At 67.8% G+C, this 26,161-nt stretch carries 28 protein-coding genes; 15 read left to right on the top strand and 13 right to left on the bottom strand.

Annotated features, from left to right (window positions below; genetic code table 11):
• The first annotated feature begins 35 nt into the window (after positions 1-35).
• Positions 36-467, top strand: a complete 432-nt coding sequence (locus AB0J88_RS37380) for a hypothetical protein (protein ID WP_364360304.1) — start codon at positions 36-38, stop codon at positions 465-467.
• Between the two features lie 374 nt (positions 468-841).
• Positions 842-1,672, top strand: coding sequence for an LLM class flavin-dependent oxidoreductase (locus AB0J88_RS37375; RefSeq protein WP_364360301.1), 831 nt, complete (start codon positions 842-844; stop codon positions 1,670-1,672).
• A 377-nt stretch (positions 1,673-2,049) separates the two neighbouring features.
• Here the strand turns inward: AB0J88_RS37375 and AB0J88_RS37370 are convergent, their stop codons facing one another.
• Positions 2,050-2,973, bottom strand: coding sequence for an SDR family NAD(P)-dependent oxidoreductase (locus AB0J88_RS37370; protein ID WP_364360298.1), 924 nt, complete (start codon positions 2,971-2,973; stop codon positions 2,050-2,052).
• 218 nt (positions 2,974-3,191) lie between these two features.
• On the opposite strand from AB0J88_RS37370, the gene AB0J88_RS37365 reads away from it, so the two are divergent.
• Positions 3,192-3,836, top strand: coding sequence for a TetR family transcriptional regulator (locus AB0J88_RS37365; protein ID WP_364360295.1), 645 nt, complete (start codon positions 3,192-3,194; stop codon positions 3,834-3,836).
• A 144-nt stretch (positions 3,837-3,980) separates the two neighbouring features.
• Positions 3,981-4,142, top strand: coding sequence for a hypothetical protein (locus AB0J88_RS37360; RefSeq protein WP_364360292.1), 162 nt, complete (start codon positions 3,981-3,983; stop codon positions 4,140-4,142).
• A gap of 217 nt (positions 4,143-4,359) precedes the next feature.
• On the opposite strand, the gene AB0J88_RS37355 is transcribed toward AB0J88_RS37360, so the two are convergent.
• Positions 4,360-5,262: an NADP-dependent oxidoreductase gene (locus AB0J88_RS37355; RefSeq protein ID WP_364360289.1), complete on the bottom strand. Its 903-nt coding sequence runs from the start codon at positions 5,260-5,262 to the stop codon at positions 4,360-4,362.
• Positions 5,263-5,366: 104 nt separating this feature from the next.
• Here AB0J88_RS37355 and AB0J88_RS37350 point away from each other — a divergent pair, with 104 nt between their 5' ends.
• Positions 5,367-5,765: a helix-turn-helix domain-containing protein gene (locus tag AB0J88_RS37350; RefSeq protein ID WP_364360286.1), complete on the top strand. Its 399-nt coding sequence runs from the start codon at positions 5,367-5,369 to the stop codon at positions 5,763-5,765.
• Between the two features lie 146 nt (positions 5,766-5,911).
• On the opposite strand, the gene AB0J88_RS37345 is transcribed toward AB0J88_RS37350, so the two are convergent.
• Complete coding sequence (locus tag AB0J88_RS37345; protein ID WP_364360283.1) at positions 5,912-6,565, bottom strand: hypothetical protein; 654 nt, start codon at positions 6,563-6,565, stop codon at positions 5,912-5,914.
• 1,149 nt (positions 6,566-7,714) lie between these two features.
• Here AB0J88_RS37345 and AB0J88_RS37340 point away from each other — a divergent pair.
• Positions 7,715-8,584 carry a DUF4253 domain-containing protein gene (locus AB0J88_RS37340; protein ID WP_364360280.1) on the top strand — a complete coding sequence of 290 codons (870 nt, stop codon included), beginning with the start codon at positions 7,715-7,717 and terminating at the stop codon, positions 8,582-8,584.
• 482 nt (positions 8,585-9,066) lie between these two features.
• The gene (locus AB0J88_RS37335) at positions 9,067-9,783 is read left to right on the top strand and encodes a DUF6461 domain-containing protein (RefSeq protein WP_364360277.1); all 717 of its coding nucleotides are present in this window, start codon (positions 9,067-9,069) and stop codon (positions 9,781-9,783) included.
• A 233-nt stretch (positions 9,784-10,016) separates the two neighbouring features.
• Here the strand turns inward: AB0J88_RS37335 and AB0J88_RS37330 are convergent, their stop codons facing one another.
• Positions 10,017-10,232, bottom strand: coding sequence for a hypothetical protein (locus AB0J88_RS37330; RefSeq protein ID WP_364360274.1), 216 nt, complete (start codon positions 10,230-10,232; stop codon positions 10,017-10,019).
• Positions 10,233-10,255: 23 nt separating this feature from the next.
• Complete coding sequence (locus tag AB0J88_RS37325; protein ID WP_364360271.1) at positions 10,256-10,969, bottom strand: hypothetical protein; 714 nt, start codon at positions 10,967-10,969, stop codon at positions 10,256-10,258.
• 353 nt (positions 10,970-11,322) lie between these two features.
• On the opposite strand from AB0J88_RS37325, the gene AB0J88_RS37320 reads away from it, so the two are divergent.
• Positions 11,323-12,657, top strand: coding sequence for a hypothetical protein (locus AB0J88_RS37320; RefSeq protein ID WP_364360268.1), 1,335 nt, complete (start codon positions 11,323-11,325; stop codon positions 12,655-12,657).
• A gap of 55 nt (positions 12,658-12,712) precedes the next feature.
• On the opposite strand, the gene AB0J88_RS37315 is transcribed toward AB0J88_RS37320, so the two are convergent.
• Together AB0J88_RS37315 and AB0J88_RS37310 are read right to left on the bottom strand one after the other, a co-directional pair.
• Positions 12,713-13,162, bottom strand: coding sequence for an adenylyltransferase/cytidyltransferase family protein (locus AB0J88_RS37315; RefSeq protein WP_364360265.1), 450 nt, complete (start codon positions 13,160-13,162; stop codon positions 12,713-12,715).
• Positions 13,163-13,227: 65 nt separating this feature from the next.
• Positions 13,228-13,794, bottom strand: a complete 567-nt coding sequence (locus AB0J88_RS37310; protein ID WP_364360262.1) for a hypothetical protein — start codon at positions 13,792-13,794, stop codon at positions 13,228-13,230.
• A 255-nt stretch (positions 13,795-14,049) separates the two neighbouring features.
• On the opposite strand from AB0J88_RS37310, the gene AB0J88_RS37305 reads away from it, so the two are divergent.
• The 3 genes from AB0J88_RS37305 (at position 14,050) to AB0J88_RS37295 (ending at position 17,282) form a co-directional block, all read left to right on the top strand.
• Positions 14,050-15,684, top strand: coding sequence for a radical SAM protein (locus AB0J88_RS37305; protein ID WP_364360259.1), 1,635 nt, complete (start codon positions 14,050-14,052; stop codon positions 15,682-15,684).
• Positions 15,685-15,689: 5 nt separating this feature from the next.
• Positions 15,690-16,499, top strand: a complete 810-nt coding sequence (locus tag AB0J88_RS37300) for a methyltransferase domain-containing protein (protein WP_364360256.1) — start codon at positions 15,690-15,692, stop codon at positions 16,497-16,499.
• Between the two features lie 159 nt (positions 16,500-16,658).
• On the top strand, positions 16,659-17,282 hold the full coding sequence (locus AB0J88_RS37295; protein WP_364360253.1) for a DinB family protein: 624 nt from the start codon (positions 16,659-16,661) through the stop codon (positions 17,280-17,282).
• A 219-nt stretch (positions 17,283-17,501) separates the two neighbouring features.
• On the opposite strand, the gene AB0J88_RS37290 is transcribed toward AB0J88_RS37295, so the two are convergent.
• The 3 genes from AB0J88_RS37290 to AB0J88_RS37280 form a co-directional block, all read right to left on the bottom strand.
• Positions 17,502-17,669: a hypothetical protein gene (locus AB0J88_RS37290; protein WP_364360250.1), complete on the bottom strand. Its 168-nt coding sequence runs from the start codon at positions 17,667-17,669 to the stop codon at positions 17,502-17,504.
• A 45-nt stretch (positions 17,670-17,714) separates the two neighbouring features.
• Positions 17,715-17,999, bottom strand: a complete 285-nt coding sequence (locus tag AB0J88_RS37285) for a hypothetical protein (RefSeq protein ID WP_364360248.1) — start codon at positions 17,997-17,999, stop codon at positions 17,715-17,717.
• 92 nt (positions 18,000-18,091) lie between these two features.
• Positions 18,092-18,754 (bottom strand): AAA family ATPase, encoded by a 663-nt coding sequence (locus AB0J88_RS37280; RefSeq protein WP_364360245.1) that lies wholly within the window; start codon positions 18,752-18,754, stop codon positions 18,092-18,094.
• Positions 18,755-19,066: 312 nt separating this feature from the next.
• Here AB0J88_RS37280 and AB0J88_RS37275 point away from each other — a divergent pair, with 312 nt between their 5' ends.
• Positions 19,067-19,951 (top strand): fructosamine kinase family protein, encoded by an 885-nt coding sequence (locus AB0J88_RS37275; RefSeq protein WP_364360242.1) that lies wholly within the window; start codon positions 19,067-19,069, stop codon positions 19,949-19,951.
• Positions 19,952-20,055: 104 nt separating this feature from the next.
• Here the strand turns inward: AB0J88_RS37275 and AB0J88_RS37270 are convergent, their stop codons facing one another.
• Positions 20,056-20,859, bottom strand: a complete 804-nt coding sequence (locus tag AB0J88_RS37270; protein ID WP_364360239.1) for a helix-turn-helix transcriptional regulator — start codon at positions 20,857-20,859, stop codon at positions 20,056-20,058.
• Positions 20,860-20,975: 116 nt separating this feature from the next.
• Between AB0J88_RS37270 and AB0J88_RS37265 the strand changes: the two genes are divergently transcribed.
• From AB0J88_RS37265 to rox, 3 genes are all read left to right on the top strand, one after another.
• Entirely contained in the window at positions 20,976-21,398 is a 423-nt protein-coding gene (locus tag AB0J88_RS37265) for a hypothetical protein (RefSeq protein WP_364360236.1), read from the top strand.
• A gap of 290 nt (positions 21,399-21,688) precedes the next feature.
• Entirely contained in the window at positions 21,689-22,429 is a 741-nt protein-coding gene (locus tag AB0J88_RS37260; protein ID WP_364360233.1) for a GNAT family N-acetyltransferase, read from the top strand.
• A gap of 438 nt (positions 22,430-22,867) precedes the next feature.
• A complete protein-coding gene (gene rox / locus AB0J88_RS37255; protein ID WP_364360230.1) occupies positions 22,868-24,286 on the top strand; it encodes a rifampin monooxygenase in 1,419 nt (472 codons plus the stop codon).
• Positions 24,287-24,553: 267 nt separating this feature from the next.
• Here rox and AB0J88_RS37250 read toward each other — a convergent pair whose 3' ends face one another.
• Together AB0J88_RS37250 and AB0J88_RS37245 are read right to left on the bottom strand one after the other, a co-directional pair.
• Positions 24,554-25,723, bottom strand: coding sequence for a hypothetical protein (locus AB0J88_RS37250; protein ID WP_364360227.1), 1,170 nt, complete (start codon positions 25,721-25,723; stop codon positions 24,554-24,556).
• 326 nt (positions 25,724-26,049) lie between these two features.
• Positions 26,050-26,161: RICIN domain-containing protein (locus tag AB0J88_RS37245; RefSeq protein ID WP_364360518.1), on the bottom strand; the 112-nt coding region annotated here is incomplete at its 5' end.

The raw sequence follows: 26,161 nt of genomic DNA, 5'->3' as shown, positions 1-26,161 counted from the left end.
CCGCGGGTCCGGCTTCCTGACCGATACTCAGGCCTGTGATCCAAGATCCTGCCGCCGTCCGCGAGGTCCGGCGATTCGCCGCAGCACTGCGTGACATCCGGGGACGGCTGTTCCACGACTTGTCGCCGGTCACGGACGTCGCCGGCCTGCTCAAGGCGGTTCGAGCCACCCGGGAGTTGCCGCGCGAAGGAGTAACCGCCAGCGGCATCGAGTTTCTCGTTCACGGCGCGGGTCGTCGGATGACTGCTGCCGACGGGCAGGAAGTCGACGTCGACCTCGTCGCTGATCCGGCGACAGGCGCTCAAGTGGAGGCGTTCGACGCATGGCGGATCCGCTGGTTCCTCGACGAAGCCGCCGATGACGGACTGCAGGCTGCCGAGGTGAACGCGGCATGCCGCCATCTGGTGGGATCCGGAGAGCTTCGCGAAGTGGTTCCCGACCGCTGGTTCGCGCTCAAGGCGGACTGAGACGGAGCTCCGGTCATGATCTCCGCAGAACCATGAAGCTCCCAGCATCGGCGTCTTCACCCGGCCTATTACGGTCCGGTCGGTGGAACGGGCAGACTTCTGGCGCATCGTCGAAGGTGCTCGCACTGTCCGGCGTCGCGCGCACGGTCCGCGGCATGTGCGGACGACAGGTCAGGGGTTCATTGTCCAGCTAGTCGCAGAGTTCGTCCGCGTGGGCCCGGGAGAAGGGGCGCAGCAGAGTTCCCCGGGGTCGCTGGTCGGCGTATTGGAAATCCTCGGCAGAGTTCCGAGGCGGTGTCGGATCGGGGCAGAGGCGTTCGTAGAAGGGGTGAGGACCGGAGACCCAGCCATATCTACTGACTTGGACAGGAACGATGATCGATTCGACGGCAACTCGCGCAACCAGGTCCTTCCGATTCGGGGTCGTTGCCCCGCTCAGAACTGACCTGTCGACGTGGCGAGAGCAGGTGCGCCGCATTGCCGACAGCGGCTACTCCACGCTGCTGATGCCTGACGTGCCGCGATGGCAGCCGGCGCCTGGCCCGACCCTGGCCGTCGCGGCCACCCAGGCCGACCTGCGGGTGGGTACGTGGGTGTATGCCTCCCCGCTGCGCCAGCCGTGGAGCACCGCGTGGGAATCGCACTCGCTGTCGGTGCTTACTGACGGTCGCTTCGAGATGGGCATAGGCACCGGCAGACCCGGTATCGAGGACGAACTCCGCGAACTCGGGCTGCCCGTGGTACCGCCCGGCGAGCGGTTGGCGCAAGTGCGCGAAACCGTGAGGGCGCTGCGCGATCTCGACGGCCCCGACGTGCACACGCCGGTGGTGATGGCCGTACGCGGGCCAAAGGCTCGGGCGATGGCTGCCGAACTCGCGGATACGGTCGCCTTCGCGTTGATGCCGGGAGACGATCGGGCCGAGATCACCCGGGTGGTACGTGGCTTCCGCGCCAACCGAGACGTCGAACTCGCACAGCACGTGGCGGTCATCGGCGATGCCGTCGCGCCGTTTATGGCTTCTCCGGACACCGATCCTGCCGCCCTTCGCGCGGTGGACTCGCTGGCGGTGCTTCCCCCCGATCCCGCGGCGGCCGCCGAGGAGATCCAGCGGCGACGGGAGGAGATCGGCTTCTCCTACTTCGTCTTCGGCGCCGACTTCGCCGACACTCTTGCTCCAGTCGTAGCCGATCTAGCCGGACGTTAGGCCAGGGAGCGCATTCGGTTCGACCGGAGTGCGGACGTGCGATCTTGCGGCAGGTAAGGATGGGCTCCATTGATCACCCAACGTAGCGACCGGGCAGCGGCATGAGAGCGTGCTCGATCTTGGATGTGCATGATGCCTTTGCCTGTTTGTGGAAGGCAGAACGCATCGCTGGGAAGATCAGTCAACGACCAACCGAAAGGCTAGAGCGGTCGCCGCGGCACCGTTCACCAACACGAAGCACCGCTTCCAGCACTTCGCGTTCGTGGTCGTCAGCGCGGTAGCGGTAGCGGCAAGAAGTTGGTCCGACTTGCCGTGAGACTGGGGCATCTCGTCCCAGGAAGCGCACATCGAAAAGGATCGCGTGGGCGGTCACGATGTCAGGATGCGATTGAGAGGCGCAGGTCCTCTACCGTTTCCCAGAGCCGTCGTTCACGATCGGGGTCGTAGGACTCCTTGGACGAGGAGACTTCTCGGGTGCGGTCGATGTAGGAACCGGAAGGTGCCAGGATGCGTCCGAGCGCGACGTCGGCGAGGTGTTGGCCGGCGGTCTTCTGGCTCGAGGCCATCGGGGTCAGCGTCATCAGCGGCATGATCCGTCGCCCCACGAACCGGACGGCTGCGCCTGCTTCGCGGCTCAGGCCGGTGCCCGGCACGAACCCGGGGTTGTAGGCGACAATGCCGACGCCCTGTGGCAAACGTCGTGCGTACTCGTGGACGAGGTATATCGCGGCGAGCTTGCTTGTGGAGTATGCGGCCCCTCCCGCTGTGACGGTTTTCGGATTCGGGAACGCGCGGATGCGGGCCAGGCTGGCCGGGTCTCGCCATGACGGCGCGGGCATCATTCCCGCGTTGTGGCGAAAGTCGCCGAAGTGAGCGTCGCTGACGGTGAGGACGATCCGTGACGGCGCCTTGAATCGGCCCTGGAGAAGACGGAGAAGGACGTGATTGGCGAGGACGTTGACGGCGAATGTCGCCTCGAACCCGTCCGGGCTCTCCGTGACGTTGTTCGTGTAGAGCAGGCCGGCGTTGCCGACGAATCCACGCAGCGGTGGCAGGTCTCCCGTATCGAGCCGTTGGATGAGCTCGTCGGCCGCCGCGCGGACGCTGGCCAGTGCCAACAGGTCCGTCGGGATTGATGTCACGGCGCGTCCGCCTTGGCCGAGATGAGCGGCGAGCTCAGATCCCGCGGCGCCCCGAGCTAGGAGCACGAGGTGCGCCTCAGGATCGCCGTCGACGATGCGCTCGACGGCGACACGGCCGAGCCCCCGAGTCGCGCCGGTCATGACAATGGTGTGGCCCACAGAATTCTCCCTTGTTGAAGACTTATGGACGTGCCCGGTGCGTATCGCTTACGACGTCAAGCCGACCGAACCGGTCGGCAGGCGAGCCGCCGGTGACGAGGGCGGGCTGTGTCAAGCCCATCCTCTTTACTATGTCACGTAAATTTACCGTGTATAGCTACAGTAGCGCTCCTTTGCTCGACCGTCAACGGTGCCCTTTACGAGATAAAGTAAGTCGCATGTCACCCCGACCGCCCGCCTCCGAACGACTCGACCGCGACGAGATCCTGTCCACCGCCCTCGCCATCGCCGACGCCGACGGACTCGACGCCGTCACGCTGCGCCGCGTCGCCGCCGCCTGGAACGTCACACCCATGGCGCTGTACTGGCACTTCAAGGACAAGGACGCCCTGCTCGACGCGCTGGTCGAACGGATCCTCGGCGAGGTGGACCTGACCACCAGCGGCAAGACCGACCTGCGTACCGTGATGACGGCCCTGCTGCGCGTCCTGCGCGCACACCCCGCCCTCGCCGAGATCACGCCGATCCGCTTGATGCGCACGGACGCCGGCATCGACATGGCCGAGCGGGTCATCGCGCTACTGCGCGCCGAGGGGCACTCGCCGGTGGCCGCCGCCCAGCTAAGCATCTTCCTGCTCAACGCGCTGATCGGGTTGGTGATCCGCCAGCCGGGTGACCCCGCCGCCGACCCGGCCCTGCGGGAGTCCCTGCTCACAGCAAAGCGCGCACGACTGAAGTCACTCTCCCCACAGGACTACCCCCACCTGACCGAAACCGCCGACTTCTTCCTCGGCCTGCCCGACGAGCAGGAGTACTACGAGCGAGGTCTGACCATGCTCCTCGACGGGGTACGTCTCACCTGACCAACCGAGCACTCGCATAGGCTCTGAGCGGCATGAAGAAGCCTTTCACAGCTGGTCCGAGGGCGCCGAGAACGCACCTCCGGCTGAGACCATGTGTTGCCGTGTCATGTTCCAGACCGTGGCGGAGACCTCCGACGTTGAACGGTGCGTCGATCGACGTCGATCGACGGCCTGCCCCGACCCAACTGGACCTTGCGCATTTCGTCCGTATTGTTTCTGATCTGCTTGTTAGTCTTCGACCAGATCGTCGAGGTCATTCATCAGCACGGCTTCGGTGAGGACGAGCGTGAAGACGGCATCGCATGAGCCGAGGCAGCCGCAACGCGCGCGGATCGCAGCATGAGAGTGCGCGCGCCGGCCGCCTTCGGGTCTCGACGAGGATTCGCACGGCGGCGGCACTGATCTACCTGACAGCAAGCGCCGGCTGCGACGCCCCGGCGGGATGAGCGGGCGCCGTCGCGTCGCGCCGGGTGGTGAGCGTGGCGCGAGCGGCCAACGAATTGTGGCTGGCTTCCGCTACGGGTCAGGGGATGATCACGACTCCACCGCGCACGGCGCCTTGGGCCAGCCGCTCGTGTGCGGCCGCCGCGTCGGCGAAGGTGTACACGTCAGCCACCCGGAGCGGGATGTCGCCGCTGGTGACGAGTTTGACCAGTTCGGCCAGACGGGGTCCGTCCGGTAGCACCTCCAGCGCGAAGGTCCGGATTCCTCGCACCGGCTCCGGGCGAAGCGGGGGTGACGCGGCCACGTAGCCCCCGCCGTCGCGGATGAGGTCCAGCAGCGAGGAGCCGATCACCGCCAGGTCGACGACCGCGTCGTACGTACCGGTCGGGTCGCCTGAGCGCGACAGGAACGCCGCGCCCAGCGACTCGACGAACTCGCGGTCGTCGGCCCCGGCAAGTCCCGTGGCGTGCAGGCCGGTCGCCCGGGCCAGCGCGAGAACGAACCCACCGACCTGCCCCGCGGCGCCGGTGACGAGCACGGTCGAACCCTCTGGGAGCGCGAGCAGGTCGAGGGCCTGGGCGGCGGCCAGGCCATTGGTCGGCAGCGTCGCCGCCTCGGTCGCGGAAACGCCGGTGGGCGCGGTCGTCAGCCAGCCGGCGTCGAGTACCACGTATTCCGAATGGGCACCGACGGTGGTTTGCAGCCACGGCGAGAAGCCGATGACCTCGTCGCCGACCGCGATCTCCTTGACCGATGGGCCGACCGTGTCGACGGTGCCGGCAACGTCCCAGCCGGGTGTGTACGGCAGACCGGTCGGCAACGGGGCCGGGAACCGACCGGAGCGGACCATCAGGTCGACCGGATGGACAACCGACGCCCCCACCCGCACCCGCACCTGGCCCGGTCCGGGCTCGGCCATCGGCACGTCGGCCACGTGCAGGACCGCCGGCCCTCCGAACTGTGCATACCTGACTGCGCGCATCTCCGTCTCCTTCGTGAGACCTCGTGATCACCACAACCGTACGAATCGTAGGTACTGTGAGTAAGTAGGTACCGCGAAGTGCCTAGGGCACCGGAGGTGAGAAGATGGCGACGACCACCGCCGCACAACGCCGCGAACAGGCCAAACGCGACTACGACGCGTTCCTGGCAGCTTGCCCGACCCGCGAGCTGCTGAGCAGACTCACCGACAAATGGGTCGCCCTGGTGATCCCAGCGCTCGCCGACGGCCCGCAGCGGCACAGCGAGCTCGCCCACCGCATCGCCGGCGTCAGCCAGAAAATGCTCACCCAAACCCTGCGCACCCTGGAGCGCGACGGCCTGGTCACCCGCACGGTCACCGCCTCAGTGCCGGTCCGCGTCGACTACGCCCTCACCCCACTCGGCCATGAACTGTTCCCCGTCATGATCGCGATCAAGAACTGGGCGGAGACACACATGGACCGCGTCTTCGAAGCCCGGCTCCAATTCGACGCACGCCCCTGAGTCGACAACACCGATCACAGCAAGAGCCCGCTCATCGGCAGTTCGGGAAGTCGGCCGGACTGAAGTCCAGCCACGCAGTGTGACGGCAACTGCGAGCAGGTAGCGCGCCCGATCGGCGGCAGATGCGGACGCTCGTCGGCCAACGGCTATCGCCACGCCGCAGCACATATCTCTATCCAGGCCGCGAGGTTGGGCACATGATCGATCGTGAGCAGTGAGTACGGCGGGGAGCCGGCCAACGGCGTGACATTCGCGAAAGCGTGGTCTGGTGCGAAGAGAAGGAGCCGGCCGTTATCGCAATGCGCCAGCGTCAGATTCCCGTTGGCCTCCACAGCGACGGCGTAGTACTCGTCGGGGTTGATGGAGACTTCGAGGCCGTCGTCTTCCCATAGCCATGCGTAGTCGGTGAGCACATCGGCGACTCGTACGCGCGTCGCGTCAACCGTAAGCACCTCGTTCTGGTTGTTCCACCAGGTGTCGGGCTCGCGGAACCGTTCGACGATACCGCCGCAGCGCTTCCAGAAGCTCTTGTGGGTCCAGGGAACGGAATCGCTATCCACGTCGTGGGGCGGGCGGCAGAGCCATCCCCGTCGATCGTCCGATGATCCCCATGCAAGCAACTCGTAGGCGTCGCCTTCGACGGAGACGGGTGTGAGGGTCGCCGAGGCGAACAGCGCGGAGAGTTCAGGCAAACCGTCGATTGATCCGCGGGTCCACGATTGCGCCTCACCCACTACGGCACTCTCTCCGGGACGGAGGAACCACGGAACCTCGTGGAGGAAGTGCTCCCAGTCGCTCATTGCTCCGATGATGCCAGGGTCACCTTCATCCACCAGTGGGAGCCGATCGTCCGCTCATCGACAGAAGCGGATGCAGCCGCCTGACAGTCTGCAAACCCACCTGCCATGATCTACACCTCACGCCGCCCCGTGCGCAGGTCCCCACACCAACTGCCCACCCAGCGACCCCCTACGGCGCGGTCAAATCGCCCACATACACGTCCGTGACCAGGGATAACCGCCCAGACGGTGCGCAGTTGTGGGCTGTATCCCGCCGCCGAGATAGACCTGCGCGTTCGGAGATGTATCGGCAGCACAACGGCCTTGCTTCCATGCGTTTGGAGGCGCGTTTCGCGGCTTCGAGGTGCGGTACGAACCTGCGCACCTGGCGATCTTCGATCACCGAGCCGAGTGTCGGAAAGCCAAACGTTGAAACGGCGAGCCCGGCGACGGTCCGTGGATACATCGTCCAGGCCGCCGGCATTGCTACCGTTCAGCGACCCTGTCTTCAGGTGATCGCGAAGGGTCACAGTGGATCGCGGGATCCCGGACCCGACGCCGCGCCGACGCACGTCGGCCAGCACCCTCAAGGTGTTCGAAACCATCGCGAAGAACGCTGCCTGAACCGGCCGCTGGTGCAACGTCGATCCCCGTGGCTACCTGGAGTGTGGCGTGTCGGGCTCGCTGGGCGGCTGCAAGGACGGCGACGGCACACGCAAGCCGTACCGGGCTCGGTCCGTCCCGATGACGTCCGAGCCCGGTCCCGGCGAACGGGCGCTCGAGGGCGCTGGCGAGAGCAGGAGTTTGCGGAGCAGCGTGGACCGCTCCATCCGGTTGTCGCCCAGGTCGACCGTCGAGGGATTCGCTTTGGTACGTCCAGACGGCTCCTTGACGGCCGAGGTCGTACACGTGCAATGGATGGACAACCACCCAACAGGTCCCGACACTCACGTGACAGTCTCGTTCGCAGACGGGTCGAACGTGGAGTTCGCATTCGATGTCCGAGTCGTGAAGGTCCCCCGGCATGAGAGGCGGCTGGTCTCGCCGTCGCCGTAGACCAACCACCGAAACTTCGAACGCTACGACTGCCGGTGTGACGGTCGGACTCGTGGCGCGGGTTGAAGCTGGACCAGGACCATCCTGGCGTGTGAAGGGGTTACGGTCTGCGGCGTGATTGGAGTGATGGACGACCCAGACGAGATCGCCGCCGAGTTCCGGGGCACGGTGCTGGATGGGCTGCCGGTCGAGGAAGGCCTCGGCGACACGTGGGTGGTCACCGGCGTCGAACCGAGCCGCCTCCTTCTCGCTTGGCGAGCGGCGCGGGCCGCCGTGGCGCGGACCGGCCGGTGGCCCGTCCTGACCATGGTCGACGAAGAGTGGCTCGACGCCGAGACCGAGCAGATCGAGGCGCTCGAGCATGCGGCTCGGACGGTGGATCCGTGGACGGTCTATCGCTGGTGGGGGTGTGACTCGCTGATCAAGCCGGACGAGCTTCATCTGTGGCTGCCTGATGTCCTCGGCGCGGATGCCACCGCCCACGCACTGCGGAGCCTTAGCCAGCCAATGTCACTGTTCGCGGTCGAGCGCTGGGCATGGGAGCGGCTATTGGCCAATCCTGCGGTCCTGGAGCAGTCTTGGCCGAGGGCTGCGCAGCACGTCGGCACCGGGCAGTGGTTCGCGAATGTCGGCGAGGCACAGGTTGTGCTCTTGCCGACGTCGACACAGTGGCTCGCGCCGGCATGGCTGAACTACTTCGGCGCGACGCAGAAGGCCAGTCGTACGGAGCCTAGCGACGATCCGGGCCGCGAGGGGCTCGCTGCGGCGATCCGGCAATGGGAGCGGCAGTGGGGCGCTGAACTGGTGGCGTCGTGGGGAACGATGCTGCAGTTCGTCGTCGCGAGGCGACCTGCCCTCGGTGAGCAGGCGTGGCAGTTGGCCCTTGAACTTCTTGCGGTGGGCGGCAGTCTTCAGTCGCCGAGCTGGGAACTCGCGCTCGCCGTGACCCGCAGCGACGCCTGGTTCCTCCACGACCGTCCCTGAGCCGGCCCGAGACGTGCCACGAGGTTCGAACAACGGCGACCCACCGGAGCCGAAGTGCTGTAGGCCCGGCTCGCGTGACGTCGTGTCGGGCGAGGCGGGCCTGATCATCGTTACTTCACGTGGACCTGCGGCGACCCGCCGCTCAACGTAACCGAGGCATGGAAGGCCGCCCCAGCGACCGAGGGCTGTCACACACGCAGTTGGTCCTGCCGGGCGGGCTTCGCGGATACGTCGGTCGGCGACAGCTTGGCGTGACCCGCTCGATGGTTCGAATCCGCGAATGATCACACCTAAGCGCCAGTCTCCCGGCCGCACGGTGGCCGGAGCCTTCGACCCCTGCGATGCGTCTCGGGCCTTCCCGGTCGGCGGGGTTGCCTACAGACGCTGAGACGCTGTCCGCCGGCCCGACCAGACGGCTGGCCTCTGGCATCCGTAGCGATTGACTGTCAACCGCTTGTGTGAGCAATCGGTGAGCAGGCGTCATGACCATCCATCGTGGACCTTCTCGGCTGTTTGTCGGCAGGGTCTGCGACTATGTCCGCATGACGACAACCGATCCCTTAGCCCCGTTCCAGTGGCTCAACGCGTCCGAGCCCGGCGGTCCACTGGGCGTGATCTTCAGCGTGGCCTTCTTCAGCGGGCTTGACGCCGCGGAGGTGGTGCGCCGCTTCAGCCGGGGCGCAGGCTCCGGCCAAGCGTCGGACTTCGGCGAACTCAACGCTAAGGCAGAGGAGTTCGTCAACAAGACGGGTGGCGGGAATGGCGGCGGTTACGTGGGTGTCTTCCAGACTGGCAGGTGGTGCGTGGCCATCGAGCCCTACGGCTGGATGACCACGGTCCACGAGGTGGTGACCGGACTGTCGCGTGGCTGCGAGGTGCTGGCGGTCACTCGACACGACTACGCTGCGGAGCACAGCTTCGAGTACGCGATCGACGGCACGATCGTCACCGGCTATCGACTGCGGCATCCATACGAGCGTTACGGCTCCAATCGTGACCGGCTCAATAGCTTCATGCGCGAGCTGGGAATGGGGGTGGACAAGCCAGAGGACCAAGACGCGTGGGACGCTGCCTGGGATGACAACTACTCCACTGCCGTGCCAAGAGGTTTCGCCCTGGCGGCGAAGGTCACCGGGGTGTCGTTCACACCAGACATGCTCGGCCGCCCGATGCTCGTTGGGCCTATCGTCGAAAGGTGACGTCACGCGGCGCTTGCGACCGGGCGCGCTCGGTAGGCCCGTAGGTCTAACGCCGCGCGGCCTCGATTCGCACAGGTTCTCCCCCGTTTCCTTCCACAGCGCTCGATCAGCGGCGCCACTAGCGTCGGCGTCCTACGGATCCGCAGAAGAGCCGTCGAGTGGAGCCACCGTCAGCGACCTGCTGCCGGAATCGACGAAATCTGGCTCGGTGCGCCCCGCAGGATCGGGGAATGTCAACCTCTTAACTGACTCGCGAGTGGCTTGCCGGCGAGGGTATGGAGCTGTACGCGGCCATCGCGGACCCGGGCGAGCACGCGCCAACCATCCCACTTCGGCTGGTACGCCCACGCCCACGCCGGCCCGGTCGGGATCTCGCTGACCGACGAGGCGATCACCAGCTCGACCGGGTAGTGCAGCGCGCTGCGGTCGCGCGGGGCCGGCCTGGTCACCGCCGGTCGACGGCCTGTGATCGCTAGTAACGCTCTACCTGGTCAGAGACGCGAAACGTGCTGCCGCACTGAGTGCAGGTGGCGTGGCCGAATAGGTAGGTGAGCGCTTCGGCGACGGGATGCTGCCCGACGTCGTTGCTCATGGAGTACAGCCGTAGACCGACGCCATCGAGGTCAACGGCTGTCGCGGGTAGCAATGGCGTCTGGACGACGTCCGATTTCGTCGCGTAGTCCTCGTGCGTGGCGAAGTGACCGCGTTCGCCGAACGCTATGAACAGGGAAATCTCGCACTGCGGGCACTCGACTTCGACCTCGTCGTAGATGAGCCGCTCAAGTTCTTCGCCCCAGAGCAGATCGCCCTCCAAAGCCATGACTGCCCGGAGACGGTAGATGAACGACCGCCCGTCAGTTGGCGTCGGCAACCAGTCGGTGGTCAGCTGACGTAACTGCTCCAGCGCACCGGCGTGCTGCCGGAGAGATCGCTCGTCCATGTCGACCGCCAGTTGTCCGGCCAGGATCAGCACATCGTCGCGATCGGCGGGTGTGAACTCGGCGGCGACGTTGGCCAATCGCGAGATGAGCAGCGCCTCTTCACTCTCGTGAAAGCCCTCCTGACAGGCGCGCTCGTACAGCACGTTCCATGCCGGCGCATGCGGGTCCGCCTCGGCCTCCACCAGCAAGTTCTCAACCGACGTCACGGCGTGATCTAACCAGCCGGTCATGGCGCCGATCAACACCCGGTCGGATGCGACCGGTCCAGGGCGAACAGGTCGTGGAGGAGCTGGATCGCGATCGAGCCCTCTCCGACGGCTGATGCGACGCGCTCCACGGAACGCCCGCAGGCGGGACTCCACGCCTTGATCGTTGTCCGGGACGCCGGCAGGGCCGCAGGAAGATTCGCGAGCGTGAGCGCGGCTATGCCTCGTCGAGCTCGTCCTCAACCCGCCGCCGGGCGTGGTCGGTCCACCGTGCCGGCTCGCCTGCGAGAGCAAGAAATCGCCGTCTGCTGATGGGGATACCTCCGCCATTGCCACACCTGCCCCTGTCGAAACGCATCCGTCCCGACAGCGCGGCCGGCATACTGACCGCCGTGGATGATGAGTGGCGGCTTGGCGAGGCCGGGGTCGGGGCGGACTGGTCACACGAGATGGTCTTCGCCGAGGAGATCGCCTGGAAGCGCGAGGACCTGGTGGCCGGGATGGTCGAGTTCCTTCGGACGCTGCCGGGCGTGACCGCGGTGGAGCACGTCGAGCGGGAGGCCGTGGTGATCTCGGCTGCGGCCGTGCCGACGGGGCGGCTGTCCGCGGCAGTGCGGCGCCGGTGGGAGGAGGCCAAGAAGGAGCGGCCGCCGTGGCTGGCCGCGATGGACCGGGCCGCCCGGACGGTGGCGAGGCTCACCGGTCTTCAGCGGGACGGCTGGCGGCTGACCCGCATCCTCGACAGCGAGCTGAGCCACGTCATCACCCTCGACCACTGTTTCGGCCGCGAACCGGGCGAGCACCTGATCAGGGTCGAGGCGTACGTCCGGCTGGAGCTGCCGGACGTCCACCACCACAGAGTCCTGCTGTACAGCGGTGACCTCGACGACGCCGTGCAGCTCCGTGAGGTGGTCACCGGTCGACTGCGGCGCGCCCTCGAACCGTTGACGTCGGTGGACGCGATGCTGAAGCGGTGGCAGAACCACGAGTCGATCGAGGAGGCCGGGCGGTACGGACTTCCCGAGGTCCGGCTGCACGCTCGCGTCCTGGTATCGCGTGGTCGGCTCGCCGCGGCCCGCGACCTGTACCAGATCGACTACGAGCGGACCCAGCCGTCGCACCGGCCGTACCTGCTGGAACGCCTGGCCGCGCTCGACGTGCCGGCGCTGACCACGGGAAGCGACCCGCGGCTCAGCGTCATCGAGGAGGCGACCCTGACCGCGTGGCACACGAGCACGTTGCCGCTCACCGACCGGCTCCGCGACCTCACCGGCCTGCGCCTGGACGGGGCACGTACGTCACTGGACGAGCTCTGGGCGTGGCTGCGCGATTCGCGGGACCGTCTCCAGCGGGAGTTCGCCGAGGCGACGCCGACACTGGCGATGTCGTACTACGGCGTGCTCGCCGGCGGCACCGACGCCGGCCACGCGCCACGCGATCCGTGGTACCGGGTCACAGTGGAGCTTGTCACCGCGTACGTCGGTGAGGTCGTGATCGCCCAGGCGCCGGGGACGCTGTGGGGCATCGGCGTAAACGGTGAACTGGCGTTGATCCGCCGTAACGGCACAGGACTGCTGTGGCGGGTGCTGGCCATCGTCCATGGCGCTTTCGGCGCGCCGATCGACGAGTTCGACCCGCACCAGCTGCGCCGCCTCGCCGACGACATGCTCCGGTGGGTCAACGCGGACCCGACGAGCCAGGTCTGGATCACCCACACCGGCGCTTAGAAGGGCAGAGCCCGGCCAATTCGAAGCACGTGCCCTACGCGGCTGATCCGGTCGTTCATCTCACGAGGCGGGCCGCGTCGAGCACCCGCTGGATCAACTGGGTGGTCGAGATTCCTTCCGTACGCCGAAGGTATGTGAGTTTTCCAGCTGCTGCAGCCGGTCCGTACACGAACTCGGCCCCCTCGGGCGACAGGTCGTCGCCGTGCACCACGGTGGTGATCCCGTGCTCGGCAAGAAACTCCTCGGTCACCTGAAACGGGGCGTCCTCGATCACCTCGTCGACGTACCTGCACGACTCGATCACGGCGACCCGCTCGGCGAGGGTCATGATGGGACGACGCTTGTAAGAGGCTGCGGTGTCGTCGGACAGCACGCCGACGACCAGCCAGTCACCATGACGGCGCGCCTCCCGCAGGAGCGACACGTGGCCCGCGTGGAACAGGTCCCCAACCATGTCGGCGTAAACCCGCGATATCGCAGCCGCACCCACGTCCGGGTTCTCCACAACAACTCACCTGCTCCTTCGCCACACCGGTCGCGGTCGCTCCCCGCCCTCGAAGTCGTGCCGGTCTAACGGTGGGCGCGTCGTTCCGCTTCGGTCTTGACCGCGTCGAACGTGGCGGCCACCGCCTGCTGCCAGTGACCGGCCACCAGCCGACCCCACCAGGCACCGGCCGCCCATAGATCGGTGCCGAGATCTCCGTGGTATTCCAGCAGAGTCGCATCGTCGTGGGCTGTCAAGAGGAACGTTTCGGTGACGTCGGGGACCGGGCCGCGGACCAGACGGAAGTCGACGCGGTCGGGTCGGGTGAACCGAACGGTCTCGACGGTGGTGGCCGCCAACCGGCCGTGGAGAGGAGTGCGGTGGGCGGCCAGCACCATGTCTGTGCCGCGTTCGAGAATGTGGATCTTGTCGGCCATGGCTCGGGTCTGCCGGCCCAGGTACGGGGCGGCGAGGATGTCGAACACCAGCTCCCGTGGTGCGGCGATGTCCACGCGCAGCGGGCCGAGCCGCCGGTGGCGGCGCCCGACGCCCAGGTCTACGGGGATGGCGGCGGTGACCAGGCCCAGGTATCCGGCGGTGACGGCACCGACGGCCAACGCCGCTCCGGCCGCGAGCGTTGCGACGGGACGCATCGGGTTCCTCCGTTACACGCTGGGCTGCTCATCGCCTCAATTATCAGCGGCTCGGCCGCTCCCGGCGGCCGACTGTGTCATCTGGCCAACTACGGGCTCGTATCGTGGATCGCGGGCGGGATGCTGGTGATGCCGGCCGAGCTGGGCATCCCAGTTCGCCCTGAACGCCACGGCAGGTCGCCGATTTACCACCTGGTCTTTGAGACCCAAGGGACCGCCTGACCGACAAGCGCCGCATCCGCGTGGAGGTGTTGTATGACCGAGATCGTTCCTCGCCCCGCTGACGCCGCATCGGCTCGGAAGGCCGATCGCGATGAGGTGTTCGTGGAGTACACCAAGTCGATCTGCCCGGTGTGCAAGACGGTGGTCGACGCGCAGGTCAACATCCGCGGCGGCAAGGTGTACCTGGGCAAACGCTGCCGTGAGCATGGCTGGTTCGAGGCGCTCGTGTACGGCGACGCGAAGCGGTACCTGGATTCGGCGCGGTTCAACAAGCCGGGCACCATCCCGCTGGCCTTCCAGACCGAGGTGAAGGACGGTTGCCCGTCGGACTGCGGGCTCTGTCCGGAGCATAAACAGCACGCGTGTCTCGGCATCATCGAGGTCAACACCGGTTGCAATCTGGACTGCCCGATCTGCTTCGCCGACTCCGGCCACCAGCCCGACGGGTATGCGATCACCCTTGAGCAGTGCGAGCGGATGCTCGATACCTTCATCGCCAGCGAGGGCGAGGCGGAGGTGGTGATGTTCTCCGGCGGCGAACCCACCATCCACAAACAGATCCTGACGTTCATCGACGCGGCGCTGGCCCGGCCGATCCGGTCGGTCAACCTCAACACGAACGGCATCCGGCTGGCCAACGATCGGCCGTTCGTAGCGGAGCTGGGCAGGCGGAACGACGGGCCCTTCCGGGTCAACATCTACCTCCAGTTCGACGGGTTCGACGAGCGCACCCATCGCGAGATCCGGGGCCGGGACCTGCGCGAAATCAAGCGCCGCGCGTTGGACAACTGCGCCGCAGCCGGGCTGACCGTCACCCTGGTCGCGGCGATCGAGCGCGGCCTCAACGAGCACGAGTGCGGCGCGATCATCGAGTACGGGCTCGCGCACCCGGCGGTGCGGTCGGTGGCGTTCCAGCCGGTTACGCATTCCGGCCGGCATGTCCAGTTCGATCCGCTGACCCGGCTGACCAACTCCGACGTCATCGACCTGATCGCCGAGCAGCGGCCGGACTGGTTCACCGCCGACGACTTCTTTCCGGTCCCGTGCTGCTTCCCCACCTGCCGCTCGATCACCTATCTGCTGTCGGAGGGCCCGCCCGGCCAGCCAGGCTTCGGCGTCGTGCCGGTCCCGCGGCTGATCAACATCGAGGACTACCTGGACTACGTGTCCAACCGGGTCGTACCCGACCTGAACGTGTTGGAAGCGCTGGAGAAGCTGTGGTCGGCCTCGGCGTTCATGGGAACCGACACCACCGAGGACAAGCTGCGGGTCGCCGCCGAGGCGCTCGACTGCGCCGACGCATGCGGGATCAACCTGCCCGAGGCGATCGAGAACCTCACCGAGCGGGTGTTCATGATCGTGGTGCAGGACTTCCAGGATCCGTACACGCTCAACGTCAAGCAGCTCATGAAGTGCTGCGTCGAGGAGATCACGCCCGACGGCAGGTTGATTCCGTTCTGCGCGTACAACTCGGTCGGCTACCGCGAGCAGGTTCGGGAACAGATGTCCGGCGTGTCGGTGGCCGATGTGGTGCCCAACGCGGCGCCGCTGCAAACGATCCTGGCCGACTCGCCGTACGGGTCGAAGGTTGTCGGCGCCGACGGGCACCGGTTCCTGGACGCCACCAACGTCGGGCAGCCCGCGGTACGGCGCGGCGCCGTCGGGTGAGCGCTATGGCCGTTGACAGTGGGCAGTCAGGACGGGCCGCGGAAGCAGTCAAGAGCTGCTGTGCGGCGGCCTACCAGAGCGACGCGGTCGCGCTGATCCTTGGGGACTCCTACCATCCCGGCGGCCTGGCGTTGACCCGTCGGCTGGCCGACGTCCTGCGGTTGCGCGACGGGCAGCGGGTGCTCGATGTGGCGGCCGGCACGGGGACCAGCGCGCTGCTGCTGGCCGAAGAGTTCGGCGTCAGGGTCGACGGCGTGGATCTGGGCGAGCGCTCGGTCGCCACCGCGACGCGGGCCGCCGACAACGCCGGGCTGGCCGACCGGGTCCGATTCCGGGTGGGCGACGCGGAGCGGATTCCCTTTCCCGACAACACGTTCGACGCCGTCGTCTGCGAGTGCGCGTTCTGCACGTTCCCCGACAAGGCCACCGCCGCGACCGAGCTGGCCCGCGTGCTGAAACCTGGCGGCCGGCTCGGCATCACCGACGTCACGGTCGCGCCTGGTGGGCTGCCGCCGGAGCTGGCCGGCCTGACGGGATGGGTGGTCTGCCTGGCCGACGCCCGACCCGTCGACGAGTACGCGGCAATGCTGGCCGCGGCAGGGCTACGTGCCACGGCGCGGGAGACCCACAACGAGGCGCTGGCCCGTATGGTCACCCAGATCGACGCCCGCCTGCGGGCGTACCGGCTCATGCGGTTGCCAGCACTGTCCGATGTCGACATCGACCACGCCCTGGAGCTGACGGCGCAGGCGGCCCGCGCGGTGGCGACCGGTTCCGCCGGGTACGCGCTGCTGATCGCCGAGAAGCCGGCCTGACGGTCGCGGTCGGTCTGCTGCCGGCCGCACTGGCGATCCGATCCGCTGCGACGGAACCCGACGACCTCGTCCGCCCCTGCGGATCGTCGCCGGATTCGCGCCGGCGCTGTGAGGTTCTCGGGGTGCTCCGCTTGCTGTCGGATGGCAAGCTCGTGTCCCGTGATCGATGATTTCGCGAAGGACTGCCTGCACGGCCGGCTCAAGGGGATCCGGGAGGCACTGGTCTGGAAGCTCGACGGCCTTTCCGAGTACGACATCCGGCGTCCCCTGACAGTCACGGGGACCAACCTCCTCGGCCTGGTCAAGCACATGGCGACGTTGGAGGCCTGGTATTTCGGTGAGGTCTTCGGCCGCCAGTCCCCGGAAGCGTTGCGGCGATGGCAGGACGCGGACGGCAGCGACCTGTGGGTGAGGTCGGACGAGGCTCGCGAACAGATCATCGACTTCTATCGGCGTGCCTGGGTGCACGCGGACGCGACGATCAAAGAGCTTCCGCTCGACGCGCCTGGCCACGTGCCGTGGTGGCCGCAGCCGGACGTCAAACTGTTCACCATCATGATCCACGTCCTTCAGGAGACCACCCGGCATGCCGGACACGCCGACATCCTGCGCGAGCAACTCGATGGCCGCACCGGGGTGAGGCCAGAGCACGAGGAGCAGATCGACACCGCGGCCCGCGAGGCGTACCGGGCGAAGATCGAGCGGGCTGCGCAGGAAAGCGCGGGCGGCTCATGTCACGCTGGCCTGCGCGACGGGCATGGTGCGGTAGGGACTGCGCCGTGAGTCCGGATGCCACCCAACCGCGCAGACGGTGCGCGGTGTGGCGGGGCCCGCGCACGATCGGGACGCGTTCCGCGACTCCGTCACCCGGGCCATGACCCCGGCTCATCCGCACCGACCTGATCATCGTCAACGATATCGGACTGCTCCGCGTCGGCACCGACGCCGCCGAAGGGTTCTACCGCCTCGTCGGTGTCGGCGGTATCCGGCGCCGCCGTTGTTCTACGGGATCAACTCAGCCACGGAAAGTGCCTCGTCGACCCGACCAGCGACCAGGTCGACGTGACGGACCACGAAGCTCCCGTCACTCCGGTAATAGAGCTCGTTGTCCACGGGAAAGCGGGCGAGCGACACCCACTCACTCGTCAGCCGGTGCGTCTCCTTCTCCACATGGGAATACCATTTCGCGACCGGGATGACGATCTAGACTCTTGATTACCTCCTCGTCGGCATACCCGCCGATATAGGCGCTGACATAGCCGTTGTCAGGCGGCCAGAGGTCGTTGGCCAGAGCACAGAGTTCGTCCAGGTGCGGCAGGTCACGCTCGAGGTCACGGGCCAACTGCTGCTGGGCGACAGGTCGTCCTCGTCCTCGTCCGCCGCGAACCAATCGGGGAACTCCGCGCGCAGCGTGGCGCCAACGTCGTACTGCTCGCCGACGAACGCGTCGTCGGTGGATCGTGTCGCCACCTCGGCATCGGTGCCGGCCGGCACATACACGATTCGCCCGTACCCCGCTCCCCCGTGGCAGCCGTGATCGGGTGCGCATATCTCGGCAGATCGGGAACGCCCGATCGCGGCAGTTGAGTACGTCATCTGCCGACGATCCGCGGAGCGCTGACATCACTGTTGTCGATGAGGATATCGGCTCGCTGTTGCGGGGAGCAGGCTCTGAAGTAGATGCGCTGGGCCTCCACGTACCGCCGCATGCTCGGGTGCTCTGGATCGGGGTTTGTGCCGTCACGAGCGGCCATACGCCTAGCCGTTTCATCGAAGGGGACATCCAGGAACACCGACAAGTCCCAGGCCATGACGATCTCGTCCCGATGCAGAAACAGCCCGTCGACGACGAGCACCGTCCCGGGAAGGGCAGTAAGGGGTTCCGGGTCGAGGATGGTGTCGGTCGCGAGGTCATGCGCGGCTGGCCGGTATCGCCGGGAGCCGGCCGGGCCGAACGGATCCAGGACGTCGCTCAGGAATCGCAGGTAGTTGTATGAGTCCTGCCAGAAGCCTTCCGGCGACTCGCGTCCCTGTCGGTACCGGACCGCTCGGACGTTGTGGAAGTCGTCGAGTGATACCCGCACGACACGGCGGCCGAGAGCGTGCACGGCCGCGGCGAGTTCGTCGGCGAACGTGCTCTTGCCGGATCCGTCCGGGCCGTCGACAGCAACGCGGAGACATCCAGGGCCGTCGGGTGCGGGAATGCGCTGTGCGACCTGCCCGATGACGTCACGCCGCTCCGCAGAGGCAATCATCCGGCAAGTCTCCCAACCGGCAAACCGAACAGCCGGTCGGGGCAATGACACACATACTCTTCTCGGCAGATCGGGAAGTCGGCCGGCCTGACGTCCAGCCACGCGGTGTGACGGCATCTGCCACCAGGTGGCGCGCCCGATCGCGGCATGAGCGGGTAGGCCGACAAAGGGTTTCCGACGATCGATACCGGCCACGGTCGCCGTCGTGTCAAGGCGTGGAACGCGACGGACTCCGCAGGTTGATCTCGCAGATGCCCAAACACTGCTCACATACACTCTTGCCACCCGCACTCGAGGTAGGAGGAGCTCGTCGTGATCCGCCCGGCAACATTCCTGCTGGAGTGCCTGCTCCGGGCGGGAATGCGCGATGTCGTCACAGTAGATCCGGCGGCGGGTGGGCTCGCGGCGCTCGCGGGCATAGCCACCCGCCGAGACGCGCCACCGGTGTTCGTCAAGGCATTCGCCGACGCGCCGGCCGACGACGTCTTCGTGACGGAGGCCGAAGGGCTGGCCGCACTGCGCGAGCTCGGCGGCAGGACAACACCCGAGGTGATCCTGGCCGACCGGCAACTGCTTGTGTTGTCCGTGCTGCAGCCCAGGCCGCGCAGCGAAGCATTCTGGGAGCAGTTCGCGCACATGCTAGCCCGTCTGCACACGAGCACAACCCACCGTCGCTTCGGATGGCACCACGACAACTGGCTGGGCCGTCGCCGCCAGGTCAATACCTGGGATGACGACGGCTTCCGGTTCTTCGCACAGCACCGGCTGCTTCGGTGGCTCGGGCAGCCCCGCGTCGAGGCGGCACTCGACCCGGCAGACCGATCGGCGTTGGAACGGCTGTGCCATCGGCTGCCTGACCTGCTGCCGGACCGGCCAGCATGCATGACGCACGGCGACCTGTGGGCACAGAACGTCCTCGCCGCTCCGAACGGGCAACCCGCACTGATCGACCCGGCGGTGTCCTATATGTGGGCCGAGGTCGACCTCGCCCATCTGTGGTCCACCTCGCCACCGCCCGAGGCACAACGGTTCTTCGCGGTTTACGCCGAGCTGACCGGCCTCGACAGCGACTGGCGCGCCCGCATGCCGATCATCCAGCTGCGACAACACCTCGCCGTGCTGGCCCAGTTCGACGACGACTGGGGAGCGGCCAACCAGATCCGCGCAACCATCGCCCCGTTCCGGACGCGCACCTGACAGCCGACGCGACAGCCGACAGCAGGTGGGTGGGCACCTGGTGGTCTCACGAAACGGAACCGGTCGCTCACTGATCGGCGCTTGTCCGCGATGAGCGGACGGTGTTACCACGTAACGAGTTCGGTCAGTGCGGTGCTGGTGGTTTCGTCTGCCGGGAGGAATGCTTCCAGTCGGAGTTCGGCGATGGTGACGTCGGTGGCGGTGCCGAAGTGGGTGAGTGTGGTGATGAGCCGCAGTTCCCGGTTGTCCGGGTCGCTCATGCGCAGATGCAGCGGCACCGCGAACCCGAGGTAGTGCGGCGAGACTTGCCGTGGCCGCGGGGGTGCCAGATCGACGAGTTCCTCGGCGAGGCGCTGGAGCCGTTCGCTCGGGTTGCGGACGCTTTCGGCTCGGACGCTGTCGATGATGTGCCAGGCCCATTCGTCGAGATTGACGATGCGCGATGCGAGACCGCGGGGGTGCAGCAGGACTCGGGGAACGCTCACGGGTGGGGCCAGCAGGTGTGGGTCCACTCCGCGGATGATCATGTCGAAACCGGCGTTTGCGGAGATGAGGTCGCCGTGCCGGTCGAGGATCACGGCCGGGTACGGCAGGTGGCCCTGCAGGACGCGTTCGAGGGCGGTGCGGACCGGTGCCAGTTGAGGATCCTCCAGTTCGCGCTGCGGGTACGCGGGTGCGAATCCGGCGGTGAGGAGCAGTTCGTTGCGTTCGCGGATCGGCACCTCCAGCGATTCGGCCAGCCGAATGATCATCGCCCGCCCGGGGTTTGAGCGTCCGCTCTCGATGAAGCTGACGTGCCGTTGTGTGGTGCCGGCCCGCACCGCCAGTTCGAGTTGGCTGACGCGTCGTCGGGTGCGCCATGTGCGCAACGCACCCGCGAGTCCGCCGCTCGCGGATTCGGTGATCACTCTTCCTGTGTACCCGGGTGCCGTGCCAATTGGCGATTCCCTCCGGGGAATTGCCGTGGGGCGTTCAGCGCAGAACAGTCGTGGTCGCAACGATCATCCACAACTGAAGGATCACCATGGCTGACACCGACCTGAAGAGCCTCGTGGACCGCTACATCGCGGTATGGAGCGAACCCGACCCGAGGCGTCGCGGCGCCGCCGTTCGTGAGCTCTGGTACACCGACGGGGTCCATGTCCTGCAGCCGCCTCAGGAGATGCGACAGGCCGCCCAGGGCCTGGGCTTCGATCATCTCGTGTTGGAGGCGCGCGGACACGACGAACTGGAGGTGCGAGTGACGCGCGCGTACGAGGAGTTCATCGCTCCGGGCACCTTCATGTTCCGCTCCCGCGGGGATGCCGAGCGGCTCCACGACGTGGTCAAGTTTCGCTGGGAGATGGTGCCGCGCGACGGTGGCGACGCGGCCGGTGCCGGGCTGGAGATCCTCGTGCTCGGCGCGGACGGGCGCATCGTCAGCGACTACCAGTTCATCGAAGGATGACCGCGATGACTGTGGCGCTGCCGCTCACGCCGTCTCGCTCAGCAACCCGGCACCTGCCGCAACTGGGAGGCTCCCTCGACGGCATGCTCACCGAGTTCGCCGTCCTGCCGGAGCAACCCTCGTCCGGTCCCCGAAGACCTCTCCTACGCCGAGGCAACTACGCTGCCGTGCGCCGCGGTCACCGTGTGGAACACGCCCTCGACGCGTTGAGCCGCGTTTCGGCCCGTCGAGGCAGGGCTCGGATCTGACACCGGCTCGAAGAACGCGAGTTCGCCTCTAAGATCCTTCGGGTGGCCGATGTCGATGCGCTCGTGAACAACGCCGTCGCGATGTGGGCTGGGGCGGCTCTGAATGTCTCTGTGGATCCCCGAGTCTTCCGGGTGGAGACACCCCGCATGACGCGGCTCATTCTGCGGGCACCGGCATCCGCAGGAGTCGTCACCGAACTGCTCGAGTCGGTTCCACCGACGAAGGCCGCGGTGTTGGAGGATGCATTCGGCGCCGGTCGAGCGGAGCCACCGGACCCAACGGTGCGGGTCTTGGACATGCCTGTCATGGTGCGCCCGCCTGGAACCGTGCGGGTTTCCGGCGAGCCCGCGCAGGTGGCCCGCGTTACAACTCCCGACGACCTGGCCCTCGCAGAACGGACGATCGTCGAGGGCTTCCCCGTGTCCGCCTTGCGTCCTTGGCGGAAAGGCGAGGCGCTGCCGGCGCGCGTGCTGAACATCCCGGGCTGCTCCGTCTGGCTCGCCCACCTGCGGGACCAGCCGGCCGCCGCCGGATGCACCTTCGACGACGGCGCCGTAGTCGGCGTCTATTGGCTGGCGACGTTGCCGGAATACAGATTCGCGGGCCTCGGCCGGGCGGTCATGACCAAGGCCATCAACACCCGCCCCGACCGGCCCTTCGTCTTGACCGCAACGGATGCCGGACGGCCGCTGTACGAGTCGATGAACTTTCGGGCAGTGACCACGACGACCTGGTACATGCGGCCGGCCAACGCTTCCCGTATTGCCGCTGACCGCGCGTGAGACGAGGTGAGGTGCGGTCGGAGGTTGTCAGACCCTGATGGCCTTCGACGACGGGTACCCAGCCGAGACGCCGATAGAAGCGTTGAGCGGGCGAGCGCATGCGGCCGTGTGTTGGCACCGGAGCACCGTGACGTGGGCGTCGTCCGACCGGCCGTCGCCGTGGCCGGCGCCGGGTCGGGTCTGGTCGCGGCGAACCCGTCCTCCCGCAGCGGCAGCGAACCGCCCGTTGGACGCCTCCCTCCATTCCATGCCCATCGACGGGAAACGCAGTGGACGCGGTGGTGCTCGGCCTTGTAGCTTGCGCTTGACCGTGACACCGCCCGAGGAGGTGAGACCCATGACCGCTGGATCGATATGGGTGCTCCCCATCCCGTCACGGGCGGGCGACTGACGCAGGTGTCGCCGGGAGCGCACGACACTCCCGAAAGGCAACACCGAATGTTCGACGTGATCATTTCCGGGTGCGGACCCACCGGCGCGATGCTGGCCGCCGAGCTGCGGCTGCACGATGTGCGGGTGCTCGTCCTGGAGCAGGAAACCGAGCCCGTGTCGTACGCGCGCATCGTCAGCCTGCACATTCGCAGCATCGAGCTGATGGCCATGCGCGGGCTGCTGGCGCCCATCCTCGAGCGCGGCAGGCGGCGCCCGGCCGGCGGCTTCTTCGCCGCGATCGACAAACCCGCGCCGCAGGGGCTGGACTCCGCGCACGCCTACCTGCTGGGCATCCCACAGCCGGTCATCGTCGACCTGCTCGAACAGCACGCGATCGACCTGGGCGCGCAGGTCCGCCGCGGCAGTGCGGTGGTCGGCCTCACGCAGGACGACGACGGTGTGACCGTCGAGCTCGCCGACGGCGAACGACTGCGCACGCGCTACCTCGTCGGCTGTGACGGCGCGCGCAGCACCGTACGCAAGCTGCTCGGTGTCGCCTTCCCCGGCGAGCCGTCACGGACCTACACGTTGATGGGCGAGCTGGCGGTGGGTGTGCCGCAGGAGGAGATCGCCGCGACGATGACCGCGATGCGCGAGACCGACAGGCGGTTCCTCGTCTCGCCGGCGGGCGTCGGCGTCTATCGCGTCATCGTCCCCGGAGCCACCGACCGTTCGGGCCCACCGACACTCGAGGAGTTCCGGCACCAGCTGCGCGCCACCGCCGGAACCGACTTCGGCGTGCACTCGCCTCGCTGGCTGTCCCGCTTCGGAGACGCCACCCGCGTGGCCGAACGCTATCGGGTCGGGCGGGTCCTCCTGGCCGGCGACGCGGCACACATCCACCCGCCCATCGGCGGCCAGGGCCTCAACCTGGGCGTCCAGGACGCCGTCAACCTGGGCTGGAAACTGGCGGCGCAGGTCCGCGGGTGGGCGCCGCAGACGCTGCTGGACACGTACGAGACCGAACGTCACCCGGTCGCCGAGGACGTCCTGGACAACACCCGCGCCCAGATGCAACTGCTGTCGACCGAGCCGGGACCGCGCGCGGTGCGCCGGCTGCTGACCGAGCTGATGGACTTCGACGAGGTGAACCGTCACCTGATCGAGAAGATCACCGCGATCGCCATCCGGTACGACTTCGGCGCGGGGCCCGACCTGCTCGGCCGCCGCCTGCCCGACCTCGACGTGATGCAGGGCCGCCTCTACGACCTGCTCCACCACGGCCGTGGCCTCCTGCTGGACCGCACCGGACGCCTGGCCGTCGGCGGCTGGTCAGACCGGGTCGACCACCTCGCGGATCCGACGGCGGCCCTGGACGCGCCGTGCGTCCTGCTGCGCCCCGACGGCCACGTCGCCTGGATCGGTGACGACCAGCGGGACCTGAACGACCACCTTTCCCGCTGGTTCGGCCAACCGGCAATCTAGCTGCGAGCCGCACCACGACACCTGGCATCGGGGTTCCGGCGTCTGAGTCCCCTCGGCTCCCCCGTGGTTCGAGCCCCCATACCCGAAACGCGTACTCGAACGCGGCCTGCACAGGCGGCAAAACGCCTGGTCAGGCCACGTTTCGGTTGGTTCGCACAGGCCCGTTCGGGGGTGGTGGGGCCGCCGCCACAGGGACGGCTGTCGGGCCGCAGATCGACTCTCCGCTCTCGATGCTGCAGGAGCGTTGAGCAAGATCGGGGATAGTCGTCAGGGGTTCACCTCCACGGTGGACCAGGCGCGCATTGAACCGGTGCCCGGGCTGAGGTAGGTGACGCCGGGCCGGTTGTCTCGGCCGAAGAGGGTGCCGTCCGGTAGCTGCCCCACCCAGTCGAGGCGGAGCGCGGCGGGCGCCGGGGAGTAGACCCCGCCGTCGAGGTATCCGGTCTGCTCGGGGCCGGTGATCGCCAGGACTCCTCCGCCGGCCGGGGCGACCGAGTAGGGCCAGTTGGCCTTCTCCTCGATACCGGTCACCGGGCGGGGCACCCAGGACTCGGCCTGGAGTTGCCACAGCAGCGGCAGCCCGGTGCCCTTCCGGGCCAGGACGCGCGCCGCGAAGGTGCCGCCGCCACCGCTCCCACCGCTCCCGGCGCCGTCCAGTGGGTCCTGGTCGGCGACGAGCCAGACGTCCCGGCCGTCCGCGGAGATCGCCACCCGGGCGTTCCAGACCGTGCGGCCCGGCTGCTCGGGTACCGCGAGTCGGGTGAAGCCGCCGTCGACCCGGCCGACCGCGGTGACGATCCGCCCACCGTCCATACCTGACAGCCACACCCGGCCGTCGCGTCCGTTGGTGAGGGAACGCGCGGCCACCAGCTCCGCCGGGAGCTCCCGGCGCCAGGAGGTGCCGGCTGTCCAGTCCCGGATCGCGCAGCGGGCGCCGGACTCGGGGCAGTCGAGGTGGTACCTGCCGTTGGCGGAGTGGTACTCGACCGGCGTGACCCCGAGGGCGTCATACGGACGGGGCTGCCAGGAGGCGCCGGCGTCCCGCGAGACGTACCACGAGTGGGGCTCGGCCAGCAGCACGACCACCCGGTCACCCCCGGTGTAGAGCTGGTGGTTCTTCGCCTCCGGACGCGGGTGCGCACGCGGCCGCCAGGTGTGCCCGCCATCAGCGGTGTGGAAAAGCCGCGCCTCGCAGAGCCCGCGGCAGCGGACGAAGAGGGCGTACCCGTGGCGGACGTCGGCGAACTCGACCGACAGCGGCGCGAACCCCTCCGGCAGCCCGATGTCGGCTTCGACCGCCAGGGACGTCGGCGCGGATACCGGCGTGGAGGGCGCGGCCGCGGGCCGGTCGGTGTCCGGGCCGCAGGCCGTGGCCGCCACCAAGAGACCAAGTGACAGCGCGACGTGGGTGAGCACTCGGCCCCCGCGGGTATCCATGCGAATAGGAGCCGTAGATGTGGCGGCAGGTTCCCGCCGCTCGTGGAGTGCCGCCGGAGCGAATCGAACTCCTACGGTCCGCGTCAACGTGCGGAGCCCGTCCATCAGGCGCCCGCGGCAGATCGCGGACCGCACGGCGACCCGCTTGGCCGTCTAACGAGCTTCGGGAGTCGAGATCGCCGCCCGGCCCGATCTGGACGCCAGCGCTCGTCGCGGCTTACCGCTGTCGGTCGACAGGCCTGGCAGGGCATCGCCCTTCCCGTTCCTGCGGACCTGCTCCCGGCCAGCACGTTGTCCGGGAGCAGGTCGTTCGTGGGATCAATTCCTCACGGCGCGAGGGCGGCGAGCCTGAATTGCTGGTTCGTCTGTCCGTGGCAGTCGTAGAGCTGGATCTGTGCTCCGTTGGCGGTGCTCCAGGCGTCGAGGCACCGTCCGGAC

This window comes from Asanoa sp. NPDC049475 (assembly GCF_040676915.1).
Taxonomy (GTDB): domain Bacteria; phylum Actinomycetota; class Actinomycetes; order Mycobacteriales; family Micromonosporaceae; genus Asanoa.
The sequence above is the reverse complement of the archived record's forward strand: the minus strand, read 5'-3'. Positions and strand labels throughout refer to the sequence as shown.

Bases quoted from the DNA above. Each gene is read 5' to 3' on its own strand.
- AB0J88_RS37350 (WP_364360286.1), top strand. From the start codon at position 5,367: ATGGCGACGACCACCGCCGCACAACGCCGCGAACAGGCCAAACGCGAC.
- AB0J88_RS37250 (WP_364360227.1), bottom strand. From the start codon at position 25,723: ATGGATACCCGCGGGGGCCGAGTGCTCACCCACGTCGCGCTGTCACTT.
- AB0J88_RS37305 (WP_364360259.1), top strand. From the start codon at position 14,050: ATGACCGAGATCGTTCCTCGCCCCGCTGACGCCGCATCGGCTCGGAAG.
- AB0J88_RS37375 (WP_364360301.1), top strand. From the start codon at position 842: ATGATCGATTCGACGGCAACTCGCGCAACCAGGTCCTTCCGATTCGGG.
- AB0J88_RS37310 (WP_364360262.1), bottom strand. From the start codon at position 13,794: ATGCGTCCCGTCGCAACGCTCGCGGCCGGAGCGGCGTTGGCCGTCGGT.
- AB0J88_RS37355 (WP_364360289.1), bottom strand. From the start codon at position 5,262: ATGCGCGCAGTCAGGTATGCACAGTTCGGAGGGCCGGCGGTCCTGCAC.
- AB0J88_RS37335 (WP_364360277.1), top strand. From the start codon at position 9,067: ATGACCATCCATCGTGGACCTTCTCGGCTGTTTGTCGGCAGGGTCTGC.
- AB0J88_RS37300 (WP_364360256.1), top strand. From the start codon at position 15,690: ATGGCCGTTGACAGTGGGCAGTCAGGACGGGCCGCGGAAGCAGTCAAG.
- rox (WP_364360230.1), top strand. From the start codon at position 22,868: ATGTTCGACGTGATCATTTCCGGGTGCGGACCCACCGGCGCGATGCTG.
- AB0J88_RS37280 (WP_364360245.1), bottom strand. From the start codon at position 18,754: ATGATTGCCTCTGCGGAGCGGCGTGACGTCATCGGGCAGGTCGCACAG.
- AB0J88_RS37365 (WP_364360295.1), top strand. From the start codon at position 3,192: ATGTCACCCCGACCGCCCGCCTCCGAACGACTCGACCGCGACGAGATC.
- AB0J88_RS37265 (WP_364360236.1), top strand. From the start codon at position 20,976: ATGGCTGACACCGACCTGAAGAGCCTCGTGGACCGCTACATCGCGGTA.
- AB0J88_RS37345 (WP_364360283.1), bottom strand. From the start codon at position 6,565: ATGAGCGACTGGGAGCACTTCCTCCACGAGGTTCCGTGGTTCCTCCGT.